Raw genomic sequence first — 16,714 nt, 5'->3', positions numbered from 1 at the left:
CCCTATGCCCGCCATCATCAACACTGCGGGGCCCACGGGCCATCCCCGGCCAATTTCCAACACCCCTCATGGGATCGAGCCCGCGGTTGGCGGTAGGCTCAGCGGCCTACTGCTGAGAGAACCCAGAATCCATTAGGGGGATGTCGATGGCTATCGCACCGGAGAAGATCCGCAATGTCGCGCTGGTGGGGTCGCAGGGGTCGGGAAAGACAACACTGGCTGAGGCGCTGCTGTACCGGGCCGGCGTCATCGACCGCACCGGCCGGGTGGAAGAGGGCACCACGGTGTGCGACTTCAGCCCCGAGGAGAGGGCCGCCACCCACAGCCAGTCGCTGTCGCTGGCCAGCTTCGAGTGGCACGGGCACAAGATCAACCTGCTCGACACCCCCGGCGCCCCCGACTACGCCGGCGAGCTGCACGCCGCCCTCCAAGTGGCCGACCTGCTGGTTTTTGTGATTGACGCCTCCAGCGGCGTGGACCACCGCACCACCGCCATCTGGCGCCAGGCGGCCGACGCCGGCCTGCCCCGCATCGTGTTCGTAAACAAGCTCGACCGGGAGCACGCCAGCTTCGACAACGTGCTCTCCGATCTGCAAGACGCCTTCGGCACCGGGGTGGCCCCCCTGGAACTGCCCATCGGCACCGGGCCGGGCTTCCACGGCATCGCCGATCTGCTCACCGACAAGGCCTACATCTACGACAGCGGCGCCGCGGAGGAAACCGACATCCCCTCGGAGATGGAGGACCAGGAGTCTGAGGTCCACGAACATCTGGTGGAGAACATCGTGGTGGCCGACGACGACATGCTGGAGCAGTATTTCGAGGGCAACATCCCCAGCCCGGCCGAACTCGAGGTGGTGCTCGGCCGGGGCGTGGCCGACGGCTCGGTGTTCCCCGTGGTATGCGGTTCGGCCACCGGTCCCATCGCGGTGGACCGACTGGCCAACTTCCTGGTGGAGATCGGACCTCCCCCCACCACCCGCGCCATGACGGTGACCATGAGCGACATCGACTCCGAGCCGGCCTGCGATCCCGACGGCGACCAGCTTGCCTGCGTTTTCAAGACCATCAGCGACGACTACGTGGGCCAGATCTCCCTGTTCCGGGTGCTGTCGGGCACCATCCGCCGAGACGACAACCTCACCAACTCCACATCCGGCGACAGCGAGCGGCTACGCGGCCTTGTGAACCTGGTGGGAGGCAAGCAGGACGACATCGACGGCATCTCTGCCGGCGACATCGGAGGGGTCACCAAGCTCCAGCACACCCGCACCGGCGACACCCTCACCAACGCCGGGCGGGCCGTCGTCCAGCTCGAGCCCTGGCCGGATCCTGTTCTGGCCTATGGACTGCTTCCCAAGACCCGGGCCGCCGAAGACAAGCTGGGCACCGGTCTGCGGAGGCTCACCGATGAAGACCCGTCCCTGCAACTGGAGCGCAGCGAGGAGACCCACCAGACATTGCTGCGGGGTCTGGGCGAAGCCCACCTGCGGCTGGCCATCGCCCGCCTCGACCGCATGGGCATCGAAGTGGAGACCGAAGACCTGCGGGTTCCCTATCGCCAAACAGTCACCGGCACCGGCGACGCTGAAGGCAAGCACAAAAAGCAGTCCGGCGGGCACGGGCAGTTCGGGGTGGCCTATGTGCGCATCGAGCCCCTGCCTCGGGGCAGCGGATTCGAGTTTGTGGACGCCATCAGCGGCGGCGCCATCCCCCGTTCGTACATTCCGGCCGTGGAGGCCGGCATCCGTGACGCCATGGCCGACGGCGGCGATTTGGGCTTCCCCATCGTGGACATCAAGGCCACCGTGTACGACGGCAAACACCATTCGGTGGACTCTTCGGAGTTCAGCTTCAACATGGCCGGCAAGCTGGCGTTCAACGCCGCCTTCGCCCAGGCCAACCCGGTGGTTCTGGAGCCCATGGCCCGAGTGGAGATAACCGTGGCCCCCGAATATCAGGGTGACGTGATGGGCGACTTGTCGTCCCGGCGGGGCCAGGTGCAGGGCACCGACGCAGGACCATGGGGCGAGCAGGTCATCCACGCCATCGTCCCCGAGGCGGAACTGGTGCGCTACGCCATAGAGCTGCGGTCGCTCACCGGCGGCCGGGCCCGGTTCAAGTCTGAGCGGGTGTCCTACGAGATTCTGAGCGGCGCCCTCCCAGAAGCAGCCACGGCATAGCCCGGTAAACTGCAACGATGCCCGAGTCGGAGGAAGCCGAGGATCTGGAGACGAGACTGGGGCAGGAGGAAGCCGGATCCGAGGATCTGGAGTTCCAGTGGAGTGATCCCCGGGACTACCAGCCTCCAGAGGGAATGATGCGCAAAGCCGCCGGAACCTCAGCCGGCTCCGCTGTGGGCGCGGCCATGGTGGCGCTGGGCGAGATCTTGGAGCCAGAGAAGACCCGGGTGGAGATCCAGCAGGAAGACGACGAGCCCGAGCCCGACCTTCCCTTCACCATCGACTTCGGCGACCTGCCCCCGCTCACCTAGGAGTCATCAGCTTCAACGACCACCGGGCAGCGATGCAGAACCGGCGCTGGGTCCGAGCTTGGCCCTGAGATCGTCTTCGACGGCCTTGATCAACTCGCCGGCGTGCTGGTCGCGCAGTTCGGCCAACCGGGGCGCCCCGGCAGCCGACTCGGCATCCCACTCGTCGGCGAACCGGCCCGAGGTGATGTCCTCGGCCAGCTCCTGCATGGTGGTGGTCACGTCCACATTGTCGAACCGGCCCCGCCGGGAGAGCTGGCCGTACTGGCTGGCCGGGGAGTGGTGGTCGAGTTGGGCCACAAAGCCCTCCTCCCGCAGCAGCCGGTAGTTGCGCTCCACCTCGCCGGAGTAGAACAGCTCGGTGGTGATGGCCTCCAGCGGGATGCCCAGCTCCAGCATCACCATCACAAACGACGTGTTCACGTGGGTCAGCACCGGCGACAGGAGCTGCTCCACCGCCAAGTCCAGCACCGCCTCCTGACGGGGGGTCATCACGATGGCCCCCTGCTTCAGGCCGCCCACTGCCTGGGCCACGGCCAGCATCCGGGCCTCGGCGGTTCCGGTGGCGTCATGGTGTACCCCCACCGCGGTGATGAACCCCACTCCCTCCTCGTAACAGCGACGCACCTCGGGGCCCAGCATCCGGGGAGCGATCATGGCGATGTCGCCTTCCGGGGTGAACCGGTCGAAGGCCAGGGTGTAACCGCTGGCCACGATGGTGAGCGAGTCCGGTCGGGGGGCCAGTCCCAGCCCGGGTATGGAGTCGTCGGGAATCAGCACACAGATGACGTCGGCCGACGAGGCGTCGGCGATTGCCCCCGCTTCGAAGCCGTCCGCTATGGCCTGCTCCCGGGTCTGGTCGGCCCGCACATGCACCGACACCGGCAGTCCCGAGTCCCGCAGGTTGAGCGCCCACGGCCTCCCCTGGTTCCCGTAGCCGACTACGGCCACCCGCTGGCCGTCGAGAGCGGCGAGATCGGCATCGTGCTCATAGAAAAATCCGGTCATGGCTCCACTCTCCCAAATCGACGGTCAACCAGCCGAGGCGGGCCGGTGCCTTCGCCGGGCCTGTGCCACTATTTGGCATGGACGCTGCTGCCACTTCCGCCATTGCCCTGGAAGCTTCAACGGTGATCGATCCGGATGTCTGGGCCGATCCCTACCCGTTCTACCAGAGGCTCCGCCAAGAACATCCGGTGTGGCTGGTGCCGGGACTCGATTTGGCCTTTGTGGCCACCCACGATCTCATCGTGGACGCCCTCCGCCGGATCGACGACTTCTCCAACCACCTCGACGTGCTGGTGATCACCGGCGACGACGGCAATCCCGCGCTCTTTCGCACCGATGAGTTCGGCGAGGGCACGACCACCCTGGCCACCGCCGACCCTCCTGAGCACACCGTTCACCGCAGCGTGGTGTTCCCCGAGCTGGTGGCCAAGCGCATGGAGGCCATGCGACCGGAGATCGAGGCCTTCATCGACGAGCAGTTCACGGTGGCCCGCGCCCAGGGAGCCAAGCTCGGCGCGACAAGTGCGCCTGGGGCCAAGACAATCCAGTCGGCATCCCATACCTCCCGAGTGGAGTGGGCCAGCACCGTGGCCCATCCCGTTCCCGCCCGGGTTATCGGCCGGCTGATCGGGCTGCCCGACGAAGACTGGCCCAACGTGATGAAGTGGGCGCTTCATGGCGGGCTGCTGCTGGCCGGCTTCCCCACCCGGGCGAACTTGGCCGCCATCACCGAGGAATCGATCGAGGCGGGTGGCTATTTGTTCACCAAGCTGATGGAATCTGGCCGCGAACCGGGTGACGACTTGGTGGGGGTGTGCGCCAAGGCGGTGGCCAACGGCGACCTCGATGTGGGCGATGCCATCGGCACCCTCACGGTGCTGCTCGGCGCCGGCGGCGAGTCCACCGCTTCGCTGATCGGCAACGCGGTGCGAATGCTGGCCGACGATCCCGCCCTCCAAGCCCAGATTCGGGCCGACCACAGCCTCTTGGGGAACTTCATCGAAGAGGCTGTGCGGCTGGAGTCGCCCTTCCGGGGCCACTACCGGCAGGTCAAGCGCGACTGCGAGCTGGGAGGAGTGGCCCTCAAGGCCGGCACCACCGCCTTCTTGCTGTGGTCGTCGGCCAATCGTGATCCCGCGGAACACGACCGGCCCGACGAGGTGGTGCTGAACCGCCGCATCCCCCGCAGCCACCTGGCCTTCGGCCGGGGCATCCATCACTGCGTGGGCGCGCCGCTGGCCCGATTGGAAACCCTCTGCTCGCTCGAGCGGCTTCTCCAAGAGAGCTCTTGGTTCACCCTGGCCGACGACGACCCGCCCCGGTGGGAGAACAGCATCTTCGTCCGCCGCCACGAGCACCTGCCGCTGGACGTGACCTGGAACTAGCCGACCACACAGCTTGCGGCCCTAGGGTTGCAAGCTATGAGTGATTTCTCAGGCCGGGCCGGCGGGGCGCTGGTCACCGGGGGCAGCGGCGGCATCGGCGCGGCCATCTCGGTGATGCTGGCCCAGCAGGGCAGCCCGGTGGCATTCACCTACCGGTCCAATTCAGAGACCGCCGAGGAGGTGGCCGCCACGGTGCGCGCCGCCGGCATGGATGCCCACATCGGAAATCCGGCACTGGAGGACGCCGACGCCATGCAGGCATTTGCCGACGAGGCTGCCGAGCGGCTCGGCGGGCTGCACACCGTGGTTAGCGCGGCCGGGCCCCATGTGCCCCAGATGTACTTGTCGCAGACCGACCCCGCCCTGTTCGCCAGCCAGATCGAGGCCGACGTGATCGGTGCGTTCAACCTGACCACCGCCACCCTCCCCCATTTGCGGGTTTCGGGCGGCAGCATCGTGTACATCACCACCGCGGCCACCACCGTCTTCCCCAAGCGCGATGCCCTGTCGTCGATCCCCAAGGGCGCAGTGGAGTCGCTCATGCGGGCCGTGGCCGTTGAGGAGGGCCGCTTCGGTGTGCGGGCCAACTGCGTGGGGCCGGGAATGCTGGAAGACGGCATGGCCGCCCGGCTCATGGCCGATGGCGATCTGGACGAGCGGGCGCTGGAGGTGGCCCGAGCCAACATCCCCCTGGGCCGCTTCGGCAAGGCGGTGGACGTCGCCGAGGCCGCCTGCTTCTTGGCCTCCGACGCCGCCAACTACATCAGCGGCCAAAAGCTCGACATCGACGGCGCGTTCACCATCTAACGCTGAGCGCCTAGTCCCACTCCTCCACGGTTACCCGGTGCATGACGCGGCGCTCGGTGTAGTCGGGGACGGCAAAGTGCTGGACGGCGCGGTTGTCCCAGAAGGCGATGGAGTCGACAGCCCATCGGAATCGGCACTGGAACTCAGGGGAGCGAACGTGGTTCAACAAGAACGGCAGGAGCGCGTTGCTCTCGGCCTCGGTCACCCCCACTAGGCGGGTGGTGAAGTTGCTGTTCACGAACAACGCCCGCCGCCCCGTCTCGGGATGCACCCGAACCACCGGGCGGATCAGCTCCGGGTATTCGGCCTGCATGGTGTCGAGGTGCTCGCGGGCCAGTCCCTCGTCGATGGCCCGGGTGAGGGTGTAGGTCAGGTCGTGGGCCGCGTCCAGCCCGTCGACCAGCGCCCGCATCGGCTCAGAGAGCTCATCATAGGCCTTGTACATGTTGGCGAAGCAGGTGTCGCCCCCCACATCGGGCATCTCCACCGCCCGGAGAACGGAGCCCAGCGGCGGGTTGGGCATGTAGGTGTTGTCGCTGTGCCACCGTGCGGCCAGTCCCCCCACCGGCGCCACTTGATCGAGCACGGTGATGGCCGGGTGGGTGTCTAGCTTGGGGCCGAACGGGGCCACGTTGATGGGGCCGAAGCGCTGGGCGAAGGCCAGATGCTGGTCGGGGGTGATGGCCTGGGACCGGAAGAACACCACCAAGTGGTCGAGCAGTGCCTGGCGGATGGCGGCCACCACGGTGTTGTCGAGCTCTTCGCGCAGATCCACTCCGTATATCTCAGCCCCGATATCGGAGGTCAGCGGGCGGATATCCAGGCTCGACATGTTGCTACTCGACAAAGTCTGCCACTTCTCGGCGCAGCGCACGGATATCCAAGGCAGCCATGGTTGAGTTACTCGGCAAAATCCCCTGCGTCGCGGCGGAGCGTGCGAATGGCGTCGTCCAGGGCCCTGAGGGTATCGGCCGACAGCCTGGCCAGACCGAACTCGATGTCGGCCAACGCGTCGGCGGCTTTGGCCACCACCCCGCGGCCCGCTTCGGTGATCTCGGCCAGCACGGTGCGGCGGTCGCCGGTGTGGGGCACACGGCGAACCAGCCCGTCGCGCTCCAAGCGGTCGATGGCGTTGGTGACGCTGGTGGGATGCACCATCAACCGATCGCCCATCTTTCCCAGAGGCAGTGAGCCGCTGCGGGAGAACTGAAGCAGGGCCAGCGCTTCAAACCGGGAGAAAGTCAGGTCGAACGGCACCAAAGCTTCGTTGATCCGCCCGATCACCAATTGGTTGGCGCGGGTAATGGACGTCGCCGCCGACATGGCGTCAACTGCTCGCCAGTCGTTGGCCTCCCAGTTTCGCCGGGCCTCGCCGATGGGATCGAACGGCAGCATTCGACCGCTACTCTAGGTGACCATTGATCGGCCCACGGTTGTCGGCGGGCGATCCGTCCACCAGCCTCCCCTATGGCTACTCTTTGGCCGGTTGCCACACCAAAAGGAGCTTCCATGATCGTTGTCGCCGGTTCTGTTTCCGTCCCGCCCGAGCACTCGGAGGCATTCACGGCCGCCGCCACGGAAGTGTCCGCAGCGTCGCGAACTTTGGACGGCAACATCGACTACTGCATCTCGATGCAGACCCCTGGTGTCTTCCGCTTCTTCGAGTGCTGGGAGACCGAGGAAGCCATGATGGCTCAGTTCGCCGCTCCCCCCTTCGGGGCATTCCAGGCCGCGGTCAGCGATCTGGGCATGGCCGGGATGGATGGCAAGAAGTACGAAGTCTCCTCGGTCGGCCCGCTGTTCGGTTAGCGGCTAAGGCAGCCAGCCCGATCCCGGTTCCCACCGTCCCTGTGGCTACGCTGTGACCGCTCATTGCAACTTTGAGGAGATCCCATGATCGTTATAGCCGGCACCGGCACCCTTCCCCCCGAGAACACCGAGGCGTTCATGGCGGCCGCCAACGAGATGGCCGCCGCGTCCCGGGCTGAGGACGGCAACATCGAGTACGTATTCTCGGTGGAAGCGCCGGGCAAGATCCGCTTCTTCGAAATCTGGGAGGGCGAGGAGGCACTGGGCGCTCACTTCACCGCCCCGCATATCGCGGCATTCGGCGCGGCCATCACCGAATTGGGCATCACCGGGATGGACGGGAAGAAGTACCAGGTATCCTCGGTCAGCCCGCTGTTCGGTTAGCCCGCTCGGCCACCCGTCGTCCCGGGTGGCATGAAGAACCAACTGAAGACGGGCAGACTGGACACGGTGGAGGACTATTTCCAGCACCTAGTGCGCTCTTGGCGCAGCGTCACCTCTCGGACGGTGCGCGAGGCCGTGTCGGTGCTGTTGCTGCTGATAGTGGTGTTCGGCTCGGGGTTCTCCGCGCTCACCACCTACGCCCATCTGGTGGTGTTCGACGAAAACCGCTTCACCGAGGAGCTCGCCGGGATCTTCGATAACGAAGATGTCCACAATGTGGTGGCCGCTTCATTCACCGACACCACCGTGGAGATGGCCGAGCTGCCGGTCACGCCCGCCGGCGCCGCCGGCGCCCAGCAGACCATCCAGCAGGAGATTCCCGAGGTGGTCGCCGAACTGCTCACCGATGAGGCCAACAGCCGGCTGCTCGAGCGGGCTATTCGACAGACCCACGGCGATGTGCTGGCCGCGGTGGGCGGCACCCGGGTGGCCAACCCGCCCGTCCGCAGCGTCGAAGTCGATCTGGAGCCGATCTTCAGCCAGATGCTGGCCAGGATCGCCGCCAACGAGGATCTGGCCTTTTTGGACAGCGTGACCCCTCCGTCCGACGCGGGGACGGTGACCGTGCTCCAGCGGGCCCAACCCGGCGACCGATTCTGGGAGTTCCTGGGCCAACTCCAAGATCGGCGGTCGTCCACCATCACCCTGATCCTGCTGTGCGGCATCGGGGCGCTTTTGATATCGCCGTCTCGCTCTCGAGTGGTGTGGAGCATCGGCACCGGCATCGTGGCCATGGCCGGCATTCTGGGGGTGGGCATCTACGGCTCTCGGGCGCTGCTGGCCGTGCTGATCGACAGCACCGACACCGTTCGGTCCGCCCAGTCGATCCACGAGGCCCTGTTGGACGATCTGGGCGGTCGGCTGTTGGACATGGCCCTCATCGGGGTGCTGATGATCGTGATCGGCGCGGTAGTCGGCTGGGGGTGGCGCCGCTTCGGCCCCACCCCCCCCGAGGAGAAGGCCCAGGCCGTCCCCGAGAACAACCCCGTTGTCTGAAAGACAGGCAGCCCCGGCCCGATGACCAGGCGGCGGTGCCCAGTCATCGCCGGCGCATCCATCCCGCTCAGCAGACGCCCAGCCATCGCCGACCCATCTCGAAGTGGCACACTCAGGAGATGTGGGCCGCAACCATCGGGGCGTCGGGCCGGCGGTTCTCTGACCGTCCGGCCCTGGTGGCAGAGGAGGGTTGGAGGATCAGCTTCTCCGACTTCGACCGGCTGACCGACGAGGTTGCGGTGGGCCTGTCCCGTCGAGGCGTGAGCCACGGCGAGGTGGTCGCCCTGCTGGTGCCGTCGTCGGTGGATTACATCGTTCTCTACGGGGCGCTGGCCAAGCTGGGGGCCATCACCGCGGGGGTAAGCAGTCGTCTGCCCGCTCCCGAGCGCACCGTGCTGGTAAGCGAAGTGGCCGGCGCCGACCGGGCCATCGCCACCGCGGCGATGGCCGACGGGATGGCACTCGACGCCAGCACCATCGAGGTATCCCTCGCCGACGGACCGGGTTCACTGTGCGCCGATCTCCGGGTGCGCGACGAGGCGCCGCCGCCCCTGCCCCCCGACGGCGACCGGACGGTGGCGGTGGTGTTCACGTCGGGAACCACCGGCGTGCCCAAGGGGGCAACGTTCACCGACCAGATCTTGGCCGACATCGCCGTCGTCGACACCGGCAACGGCTGGGGGGAGGGCGGCCCCATCACGTCCAACACCCAGATGTCTCACATCGGGGTGATGGGCAAGGTGCCGGCCCAGTTCGCAGTGGGCACCACCCTGCATGTGATCGACAAATGGAGCGCCACCTCGGTGTTGCAAGCCGTGTCCCGCTACCGGATGCCCGCCATTGGCGGGGTAGCCCCACAGATCGCGCTCATGCTTCGTCACCCCGACTTCGATCAGTACGACTTCTCGGCGGTCAAGCTCGTCGTCACCGGGGGAGCGCCATCTCCCCCCAACGTCATCGCCGAAGCCCGAGAGCGGTTCGGGGCCGACTGGACCCAGCGGTACGCCTGCACCGAGGCCGGCGGGGTCGGAACCTTCACCTGGATCGACGCCCCCATGGAGGAGATGCTCTACACCGTGGGGCGGCCTCGGCCCGGTATCGAGGTTGAGGTGCGCGACCCCGACCGCGACGGTGCCGTGCCCGCTGGGACAGTGGGAGAGGTGTGCTTCCGGTCCCCCACAGTGATGGCCGGGTACTGGCGCAACCCGTCGGCCACCGCTGAGGCGCTGCGGGGCGGCTGGCTCCACACTGGCGATGAAGGCTGGATCGACGACACTGGCAGCCTGCGGCTGGTGGGCCGTCGGGGAGAGGGCTTTCACCGGGGCGGCTACGTGGTGTTCCCCGTGGAGGCCGAGAAGGTGCTGGCCTGGCACCCCAAAGTGGCCGGGGTGTGCGTGGTGCCCCGGCCCGACGACGTGATGGGCGCCGTCGGTGTGGCCGTGGTCATCCCCGCCGACCCCGCCGAACCGCCCACCTTGGAGGAGCTGCGAGCCTTCGGCCAGCAGCACATCGCCGCCCACAAGCTCCCCGAGCACCTCCGTCTCACCACCGCCTTCCCCATGACCCCAATGTCCAAGATCGACCGCAAGGCCCTAGAGCAATCAGAATTGGACTGACCTCTAGTTGGTGATGGTGGCTGTGGCTTTGGCGGTGTTGTTGGCGGCGCCTATGAGGTACACGATGTGGAACTCGATGTCCGCGTCGATGCCCGCGGTGGGGACGTTGACGGTTGCGCCGGTTTCGCCGCTTTCGATGGTGATGGTGATGACGCTGCCGAGGCGGCGGTCGTGGGCGACGGCGTAGTAGACGGTGACGTCGCCCGTTGAGCGGCAACTCAGGCTGATCTCGAAGTGGAGGTCTTCGCCTTGTTGGGCGGCGGCGTCGGCCACCGACACGTTGGGGTTGCCGGCGCAGTCGGCGATGGCGGGCTCGGGGGGCGGGTCGTCGTCGTCAGCGATGGGCGCGGCCCGCGACGCCTGGGAGCCGATGGTGTAGCCGCTGCCCGCTGCGATGGTGGCGGTGATCGACCCGTCGGGCTCGTCCGCGCTGTCGTCGACGGTAGCAACGGTGAGGGTCGCCTGCGTGGCGCCTTTGAGGATCATCACTGTTCGCGTGCCGACGGTTGCGCCCCACTCGCCGGTTGAGGCTATGTCCACGCCCACGTCGAGATCGGCCGCGGTCGGCGACGACGCGGTGATGGTGAACACAGCATCTGTGCCTTCGGTGCCGCCTGCGGCGGCGGTGATGTCGATCTGCGGCGGCGGCTCGTCGCTGTCGATAATGACGACGGTGGTGGAACCGTCGGCGCGCTCGACGCCGTCGGGGCCCCACGAGATGCCCAACGTCACCCCCTCGGTGCTGCCGTTCAGCGTCGGCGCCCGACTGCCGGTCCCATAGGACACAGTGATCTCCTGATCGACCCAGTCGCTGTCAGCCACAGCCGTCAACACCAACTCAGCACGCTGATCACCCGGCTCCAACACAACACCGTGATCACCCGGCCCGAACCTCACCTCGAACTCATTCGCGAACACCGCATCGGGATCGTTCAGGTCGCGCATCGTCCAATGCGTGCCCTCATCGCCGCCGACCACGCTCAACGGCACCGTGAGCGTCTCCCAAGACCGCAAAGCGCGCGTCGGGGCGATTCTCAGGTGCGCCTGATTGCCATCGCCGGTGCCGTCCTCAGCGATCGACCTCGAAAAGAAAATCATGTACACCGTCAACGGATCCACATCATCATCGGACACCGCGACGGTGGCCTCTCCCTGGGCGGACGAAACCTCATAACCAGCGTCCGCACCCGGCGCGTCCAACGTGGCGGTGACAGAGCCGTCGACCTCGTCTGTGCTGTCGCCCGTGGTGGCGATGGTGAGCGTCGCGCTGCCGCCCGCAGGCACGTCTACGGTGCGCGCCCCGGCCGTGGCCCCATAGTCGCCCGCCGCGGTCACCGTCACCGCCACCTGCACCGCCGCCGCGGGGGTGGCGGTAACCGTGAACACCGCGTCGGCCCCCTCGGTGACGTCGCCTGCCGCCGCGATGCTGATCTCGGGGATCACCAGCGGCGGGTCGTCATCGTCGAGAACCTGCACCGTCTCCGACGACGACGGGCCGACGGTGTATCCGCTTCCCGCAACCAAAGTCGCGGTCACCGACCCGTCAGGCTCGTCGTCGCCGTCATCGACCGTGGCGATGGTCAGGGTCGCCTGAGTGGTGCCCGACAAGATCATCACCGACCGCGACCCGGCGGTGACACCGAAATCGCCCGACACCGAAATGGCCACGCCCACAATCAGATCGGACGCCGGCTGTGACGCCGCGGTGATGGTGAACACCACATCTGTGCCCTCGGTCCCCCCCGAACCGGCAGTGATGTCCACCTGCGGCGGGGGGTCGTCATCGTCAGCCACATTCACCGTCGCCGACTTGGCCGCGCCCAGCTCATAGCCGGCGCCGTCGACCAGCGTGGCGGTGACCGACCCGTCGGCCTCGTCGGCCGAGTCGTCAGCGGTCGCGACCGAAAGGGTCGCCGACCCGCCGCTCAACACCACCGTCCGCTGCTGCGCGGACACCGCGAAATCACCGACCTGCGAGACATCCACCGTGACAGAGACCGGGCTCGCCGGCACCGGAACCGCAGTCAAAGTGAACGCCGCGGCGGAGCCCTCGGTAATGTCGCCGCCTGAGGCGACGCTCACCACCGGCAACGCCTCCACGATGACACCAGTCGCTTCAGGCACCCTGAACGCGTTCGCCGCGCCCGGGGCCCACGCCACGGTGAGCGACACCTCAGACGAACCCGCAACAGGCACGCTCACCGACACCGACGTCACCCCCGCAACGAAACGAGCCGACGCGGTATTCCCGTCGATCTCGCCGTCACGCACGAGGTAGTAATGCGCCACCACCGAACCAGACGCACGACAACTCAAACTGAACCTGAACACCAAAGCCCCGCCCCGCCCCGCGCTCGCATCAGCCACCGACAACGTCGGCCTTCCCACACACGCAGGCAGCAGATCGTTGTTGGTGATGGTGACGGTGAGCGGCGAGCCGAGCGTGATGCCGGCAATCACGCCGGTGTGGGAGGGGGCGCGGGCGCCGGTGCCGAACGCGAACGTGATCGGCCGGTCGACGGTCGCGTCGTCGTCGACGGCCTCGAAGCGCAGCACCGCTGTGCGCCCGCCCGGGCCGAACTCTACCGCGGTGGTTTTGCCGTAGCCCGTGCGGGTCACGCCCGGACCTGTCGGGTCGCCCAGGGTCCAGTCGCTGCCCGGCGTCCCGGTCACCGTGGTCGGCACGCTGACCGTCTCGCCGGCCAAGAGCGTCCGGCTCAAAGCGATCTCCACATCAGTCCAGCCGCCGTTCTCGGAAACCGACGCGTCCGCCGACGACAGCGAGACCCTCACCGGCACCGAGCCGCCGTCGTCATCCCTGACTCCGACCGTCGCGGCCGCCGACGGGGCGAGGTTGTAGTCGAGGCCGTCAACCAGCGTGACGGTGATGGTCCCGTTGGGCTCGCTGATCGAATCGCCGGCGGTCGCGACCGACAGCACCGCGCGGCCCGACGCGGGAATCGTGACCGTCCGCGCGCCCACCGAGACGCCGAACGCCCCCTGTTGGGCCACCGTCACGCTCACCGCCAGATCATCCGAAGGCGTCGGGCTGGCGGTGAGGGTGAACTGCGCGGCAGAACCCTCCGCGACGGCGGGGCCCGCCGCGATGGAGACCACCGGGGCGGACTCGTCGTCGTCGATCCTCACCGTGATCGCCGCGGGGTCGGCTACGCCGTTGCCGCCGCGGACAGCGGTGGACACCTCGAATGTCTTGGCCGCCGACCCGGCCAACTCGTACACGTTGTTCTGTGATGCCGTGAACGCCACTGACCCCGAACTCTCCGTCGAGCCCGCCGAGATCGTCAACACAGCAGGCGAGCTGAGCCAACCATCGCCGGCGACCGCCGGTGCCACCGCGGCCGCGGACAGGTTGGCGGTCACATCCTTCGATGACAAGCCGCTGAGGCGCGCCGTGACATCCACTGAGCCGCCCTCGGCCACCGACGCGCTCGCGGCGTGCAACGACATCACCGGCAGCGGATCGTCGTCGGTGATCGTCACCACCACCAGCCCCGATTCGGGACGATACCCCAGCGGCAGACCGCGCAGCCCGACCGCGAACGTCTCGAGGCCCTCGTACACGCTGTCCTGGGCGATAGATATCGTCGCGGTCGCCGACGACGAACCCGCTCGCACCGTCATCGACGCGGGCGCCGAGTAATCGGTGCCGGCCTCAGCACTCACACCGACGAACGCCAGCGGCACCACCAGATCGGTGGCCGGGGCGGGGCCGCCCACCGACACCGTCACATCCACACTCCCGCCCTCAGCGACGCTCGCCGCCGCGACCGACAGCGAAACCGGCTCCGTGGGCACGCCCGTGTGCCCCGTCACCACGACGCTCCATGAGCTGAGGATCTCCCTGAAGCCGTCGACGCAGTACAAGTCGTACCAACTCCTTGCCAAGCTGCGCGTGAAAGTGGCAAGACTGGTGCAGTCGGGCAGCGTAGGCATGTGCTGGATTCTCAGCTTCCATGTTCCCCCCGGGTTCTCGCCCAGATGGCGCGACGACCCGAAATCGAACGAGCCCCGCAACGAGCACGCATGCGCGCGGCACCCGTCAGTCGCCGGCAACAGGAGGGATTCGGTGCCTGTCGGCGACACCAGGGTCCACCGGTAGGCGCGGACGTCAGATATGTCGCCGGCGACTGTGACCTTGACGTGCTCTGTGAAATCGATGGCCGTCTGCACATCAAGGGTCAACTCGATCTCCGCTCCGCGCCCCGGCAGCGACACATCGCCGGTGTGCGAAGCCGTGTAAGTCTGCATCGGAGGCAGCAGCGCCCAGGCGGCCGCGGCATCGACCGCGGCATCAGCGTCGACCAGACCGAAGCCGTACTTGTAGCTGAACGAGTACGACTGCGGCACCGGCCCCGTCGAGGTGTATTTCTGGGCGCCGCCCATCCAGCCCGAGTCCTGCGGGTCGACCTTGCGCGCGGTGTCGGCCAAGATCACCTTCACGTCCCGCCATGTCAAATCGGCGTTCACGCTGCGCATCAACGCGATCACCCCCGACACCATCGGCGCAGCGAAGCTGGTGCCCTTGAGGTCGTCGCGGTAGTGATTGTCGCCCACGGGCGCCAAGACCCCCGCCTCGCCGTAGTCCCCTGCGAGTCCGCACACCCACGTACTGGGGCCTTCTTCGGAGTAACTTGCCAATAGCCCCGAGGGTGCCACCGCGCACGCCAAAATGATGCCGCGATAATTGTTGGCAGCCTCCAGGCCCGACCAAACACGTCGGGAGTTAGCAACGCGGCCGTTGCCGGCTGACTTCACATGGGGAGTCCCCTTACCGCCGAATCCCTGTTCGAGGCTGGTCTCCAGTGCCCGCTGCCAAATGGAGCCCGCCCGATCAAGTCCTCGTTTCTGAGGGGTGCCCCAGCTGTGGTTGGCCACCGCCACCGTGCCTATGTTGAAAGTCAGTGCCTCGGCTTTTCGAGCTGCGGAGTAGTTGTCCAGGAGGTTGTAGTTCACCAGCGTGGCCCGGGGGGCGACGCCGCGCCCGCCCACGGTGTTGTCGCGTGCCCCCACAGTCCCGGCAACCATGGTGCCGTGAGGTCCGCCACTCCACCCCTCGACTTCTGAGGTGTAGCCGCCCCAGTTCGTGCTCCGGCTGGTGTCCGCGTTGTCGCGGAGATCCTCGTGGGCCGGATTCCAAGTGTGGTCCACCACCGCCACCGTCACCCCGGCCCCCATCGTCGTGGACCACGCATCGCCGAGGTTGATGTCGACCACAGGATCCCGCCGACGGAGATCATTGGTCTCGTCATACCGGTAGTCGCCGGACGCGTCCAAGTGCCACAAGCAGCTCGACAGCTCGTCGGGCCAAAGGCTCGCGTACTTGGTACACCGCCGCCTCGCAGCCGCCGTGTCCGAGGCAACGCCGTCCGCGGATATCAGCGAGTCCTGCCCCACCTCGAGCGGCGTGAACGTGTTGGGAACCGCGGCCTCGACACCCGGCTCGGCCGACAACGCGTCGGCCAGACGCAGCGACTCCGCGTCCGACACCGTCTTCACCAAGAACCCGTTGGGCAACCCGCCCAGCGGCGACACCCGCCCCGGCGCGACACCATGGCGGCCCCACACCTCATCGACCGCCGCTCGGCCCACCTGCGGACCGAACAGCACCATCACACCGCCCACCAACAGATGCGGCTGCCCGGTATCGGACACGAACCAGGTATCGGGCTTCTGAGGCCCCCCCCCCCCCGACGCATTCCCTGCCGCTCCCGGTGCATAGGCGGTCGCCGCCACAGATGCTGCCAACGACCGCTCTTCGCCCAGCGTCTCGACCTCCCCCTCGTCCAGCAGACGCAGCGGTACCTCGCGGCCGCCGTCGCGCATGATCCAAACGCCGTCAGGGCCCACCAAATCCAAGACGCCCAACTCCTGCACCGCCTCACCCAGTTCTGGACCGCCCAACCCGTCCTCTGGCGCCAGCCCGTCCCCTAACCCAAGCTCCCCGCCAGCCGCCGCCGGGGCGATGGGCAGCACCGCGCCCAAAAGCGTCAGCACCAAACCCACAGCCCCCACCCGCAATGCCAAAACAGAGCCGAGGCCACGCCGAATCCTCACCGCAAACACCCTAGGCCAACCACAAAACACGGGGTGATTCAAACGCTGTTCAGAGACTGCCTGGGTTCGCACCCACCTGGTAC

Annotated in this window: 12 protein-coding genes; 8 read left to right on the top strand and 4 right to left on the bottom strand. The window is 67.4% G+C overall.

What is annotated here, in order from left to right; genetic code table 11:
• Positions 1–146: 146 nt before the first annotated feature.
• Both fusA and ACOGXA_RS15560 read left to right on the top strand, forming a co-directional pair.
• A complete protein-coding gene (gene fusA / locus ACOGXA_RS15565; protein WP_419924763.1) occupies positions 147–2,183 on the top strand; it encodes an elongation factor G in 2,037 nt (678 codons plus the stop codon).
• Between the two features lie 17 nt (positions 2,184–2,200).
• Positions 2,201–2,494 carry a hypothetical protein gene (locus ACOGXA_RS15560; RefSeq protein ID WP_419924762.1) on the top strand — a complete coding sequence of 98 codons (294 nt, stop codon included), beginning with the start codon at positions 2,201–2,203 and terminating at the stop codon, positions 2,492–2,494.
• Positions 2,495–2,506: 12 nt separating this feature from the next.
• On the opposite strand, the gene ACOGXA_RS15555 is transcribed toward ACOGXA_RS15560, so the two are convergent.
• Entirely contained in the window at positions 2,507–3,499 is a 993-nt protein-coding gene (locus ACOGXA_RS15555; RefSeq protein WP_419924761.1) for an NAD(P)-binding domain-containing protein, read from the bottom strand.
• Positions 3,500–3,576: 77 nt separating this feature from the next.
• Here ACOGXA_RS15555 and ACOGXA_RS15550 point away from each other — a divergent pair, with 77 nt between their 5' ends.
• Both ACOGXA_RS15550 and ACOGXA_RS15545 read left to right on the top strand, forming a co-directional pair.
• Positions 3,577–4,884: a cytochrome P450 gene (locus ACOGXA_RS15550; RefSeq protein ID WP_419924760.1), complete on the top strand. Its 1,308-nt coding sequence runs from the start codon at positions 3,577–3,579 to the stop codon at positions 4,882–4,884.
• A 36-nt stretch (positions 4,885–4,920) separates the two neighbouring features.
• Positions 4,921–5,691: an SDR family NAD(P)-dependent oxidoreductase gene (locus ACOGXA_RS15545; protein WP_419924759.1), complete on the top strand. Its 771-nt coding sequence runs from the start codon at positions 4,921–4,923 to the stop codon at positions 5,689–5,691.
• Positions 5,692–5,701: 10 nt separating this feature from the next.
• Here ACOGXA_RS15545 and ACOGXA_RS15540 read toward each other — a convergent pair whose 3' ends face one another.
• Entirely contained in the window at positions 5,702–6,523 is an 822-nt protein-coding gene (locus ACOGXA_RS15540) for a TauD/TfdA dioxygenase family protein (RefSeq protein WP_419924758.1), read from the bottom strand.
• Between the two features lie 68 nt (positions 6,524–6,591).
• The gene (locus ACOGXA_RS15535; protein WP_419924757.1) at positions 6,592–7,086 is read right to left on the bottom strand and encodes a MarR family transcriptional regulator; all 495 of its coding nucleotides are present in this window, start codon (positions 7,084–7,086) and stop codon (positions 6,592–6,594) included.
• Between the two features lie 114 nt (positions 7,087–7,200).
• On the opposite strand from ACOGXA_RS15535, the gene ACOGXA_RS15530 reads away from it, so the two are divergent.
• From ACOGXA_RS15530 to ACOGXA_RS15515, 4 genes are all read left to right on the top strand, one after another.
• Positions 7,201–7,500, top strand: coding sequence for a putative quinol monooxygenase (locus tag ACOGXA_RS15530; protein WP_419924756.1), 300 nt, complete (start codon positions 7,201–7,203; stop codon positions 7,498–7,500).
• Positions 7,501–7,584: 84 nt separating this feature from the next.
• Complete coding sequence (locus ACOGXA_RS15525) at positions 7,585–7,884, top strand: putative quinol monooxygenase (protein WP_419924755.1); 300 nt, start codon at positions 7,585–7,587, stop codon at positions 7,882–7,884.
• Between the two features lie 66 nt (positions 7,885–7,950).
• Positions 7,951–8,940 (top strand): hypothetical protein, encoded by a 990-nt coding sequence (locus tag ACOGXA_RS15520; protein ID WP_419924754.1) that lies wholly within the window; start codon positions 7,951–7,953, stop codon positions 8,938–8,940.
• A gap of 119 nt (positions 8,941–9,059) precedes the next feature.
• Positions 9,060–10,556, top strand: a complete 1,497-nt coding sequence (locus ACOGXA_RS15515; protein WP_419924753.1) for a class I adenylate-forming enzyme family protein — start codon at positions 9,060–9,062, stop codon at positions 10,554–10,556.
• Between the two features lie 3 nt (positions 10,557–10,559).
• On the opposite strand, the gene ACOGXA_RS15510 is transcribed toward ACOGXA_RS15515, so the two are convergent.
• Positions 10,560–16,631, bottom strand: coding sequence for a S8 family serine peptidase (locus tag ACOGXA_RS15510; protein WP_419924752.1), 6,072 nt, complete (start codon positions 16,629–16,631; stop codon positions 10,560–10,562).
• Positions 16,632–16,714: the final 83 nt, after the last annotated feature.

It is taken from the genome of Candidatus Poriferisocius sp. (genome assembly GCF_965208475.1).
Lineage (GTDB): Bacteria > Actinomycetota > Acidimicrobiia > Acidimicrobiales > Bin134 > Poriferisocius.
This window is presented reverse-complemented; position numbering and strand designations above follow the sequence as displayed.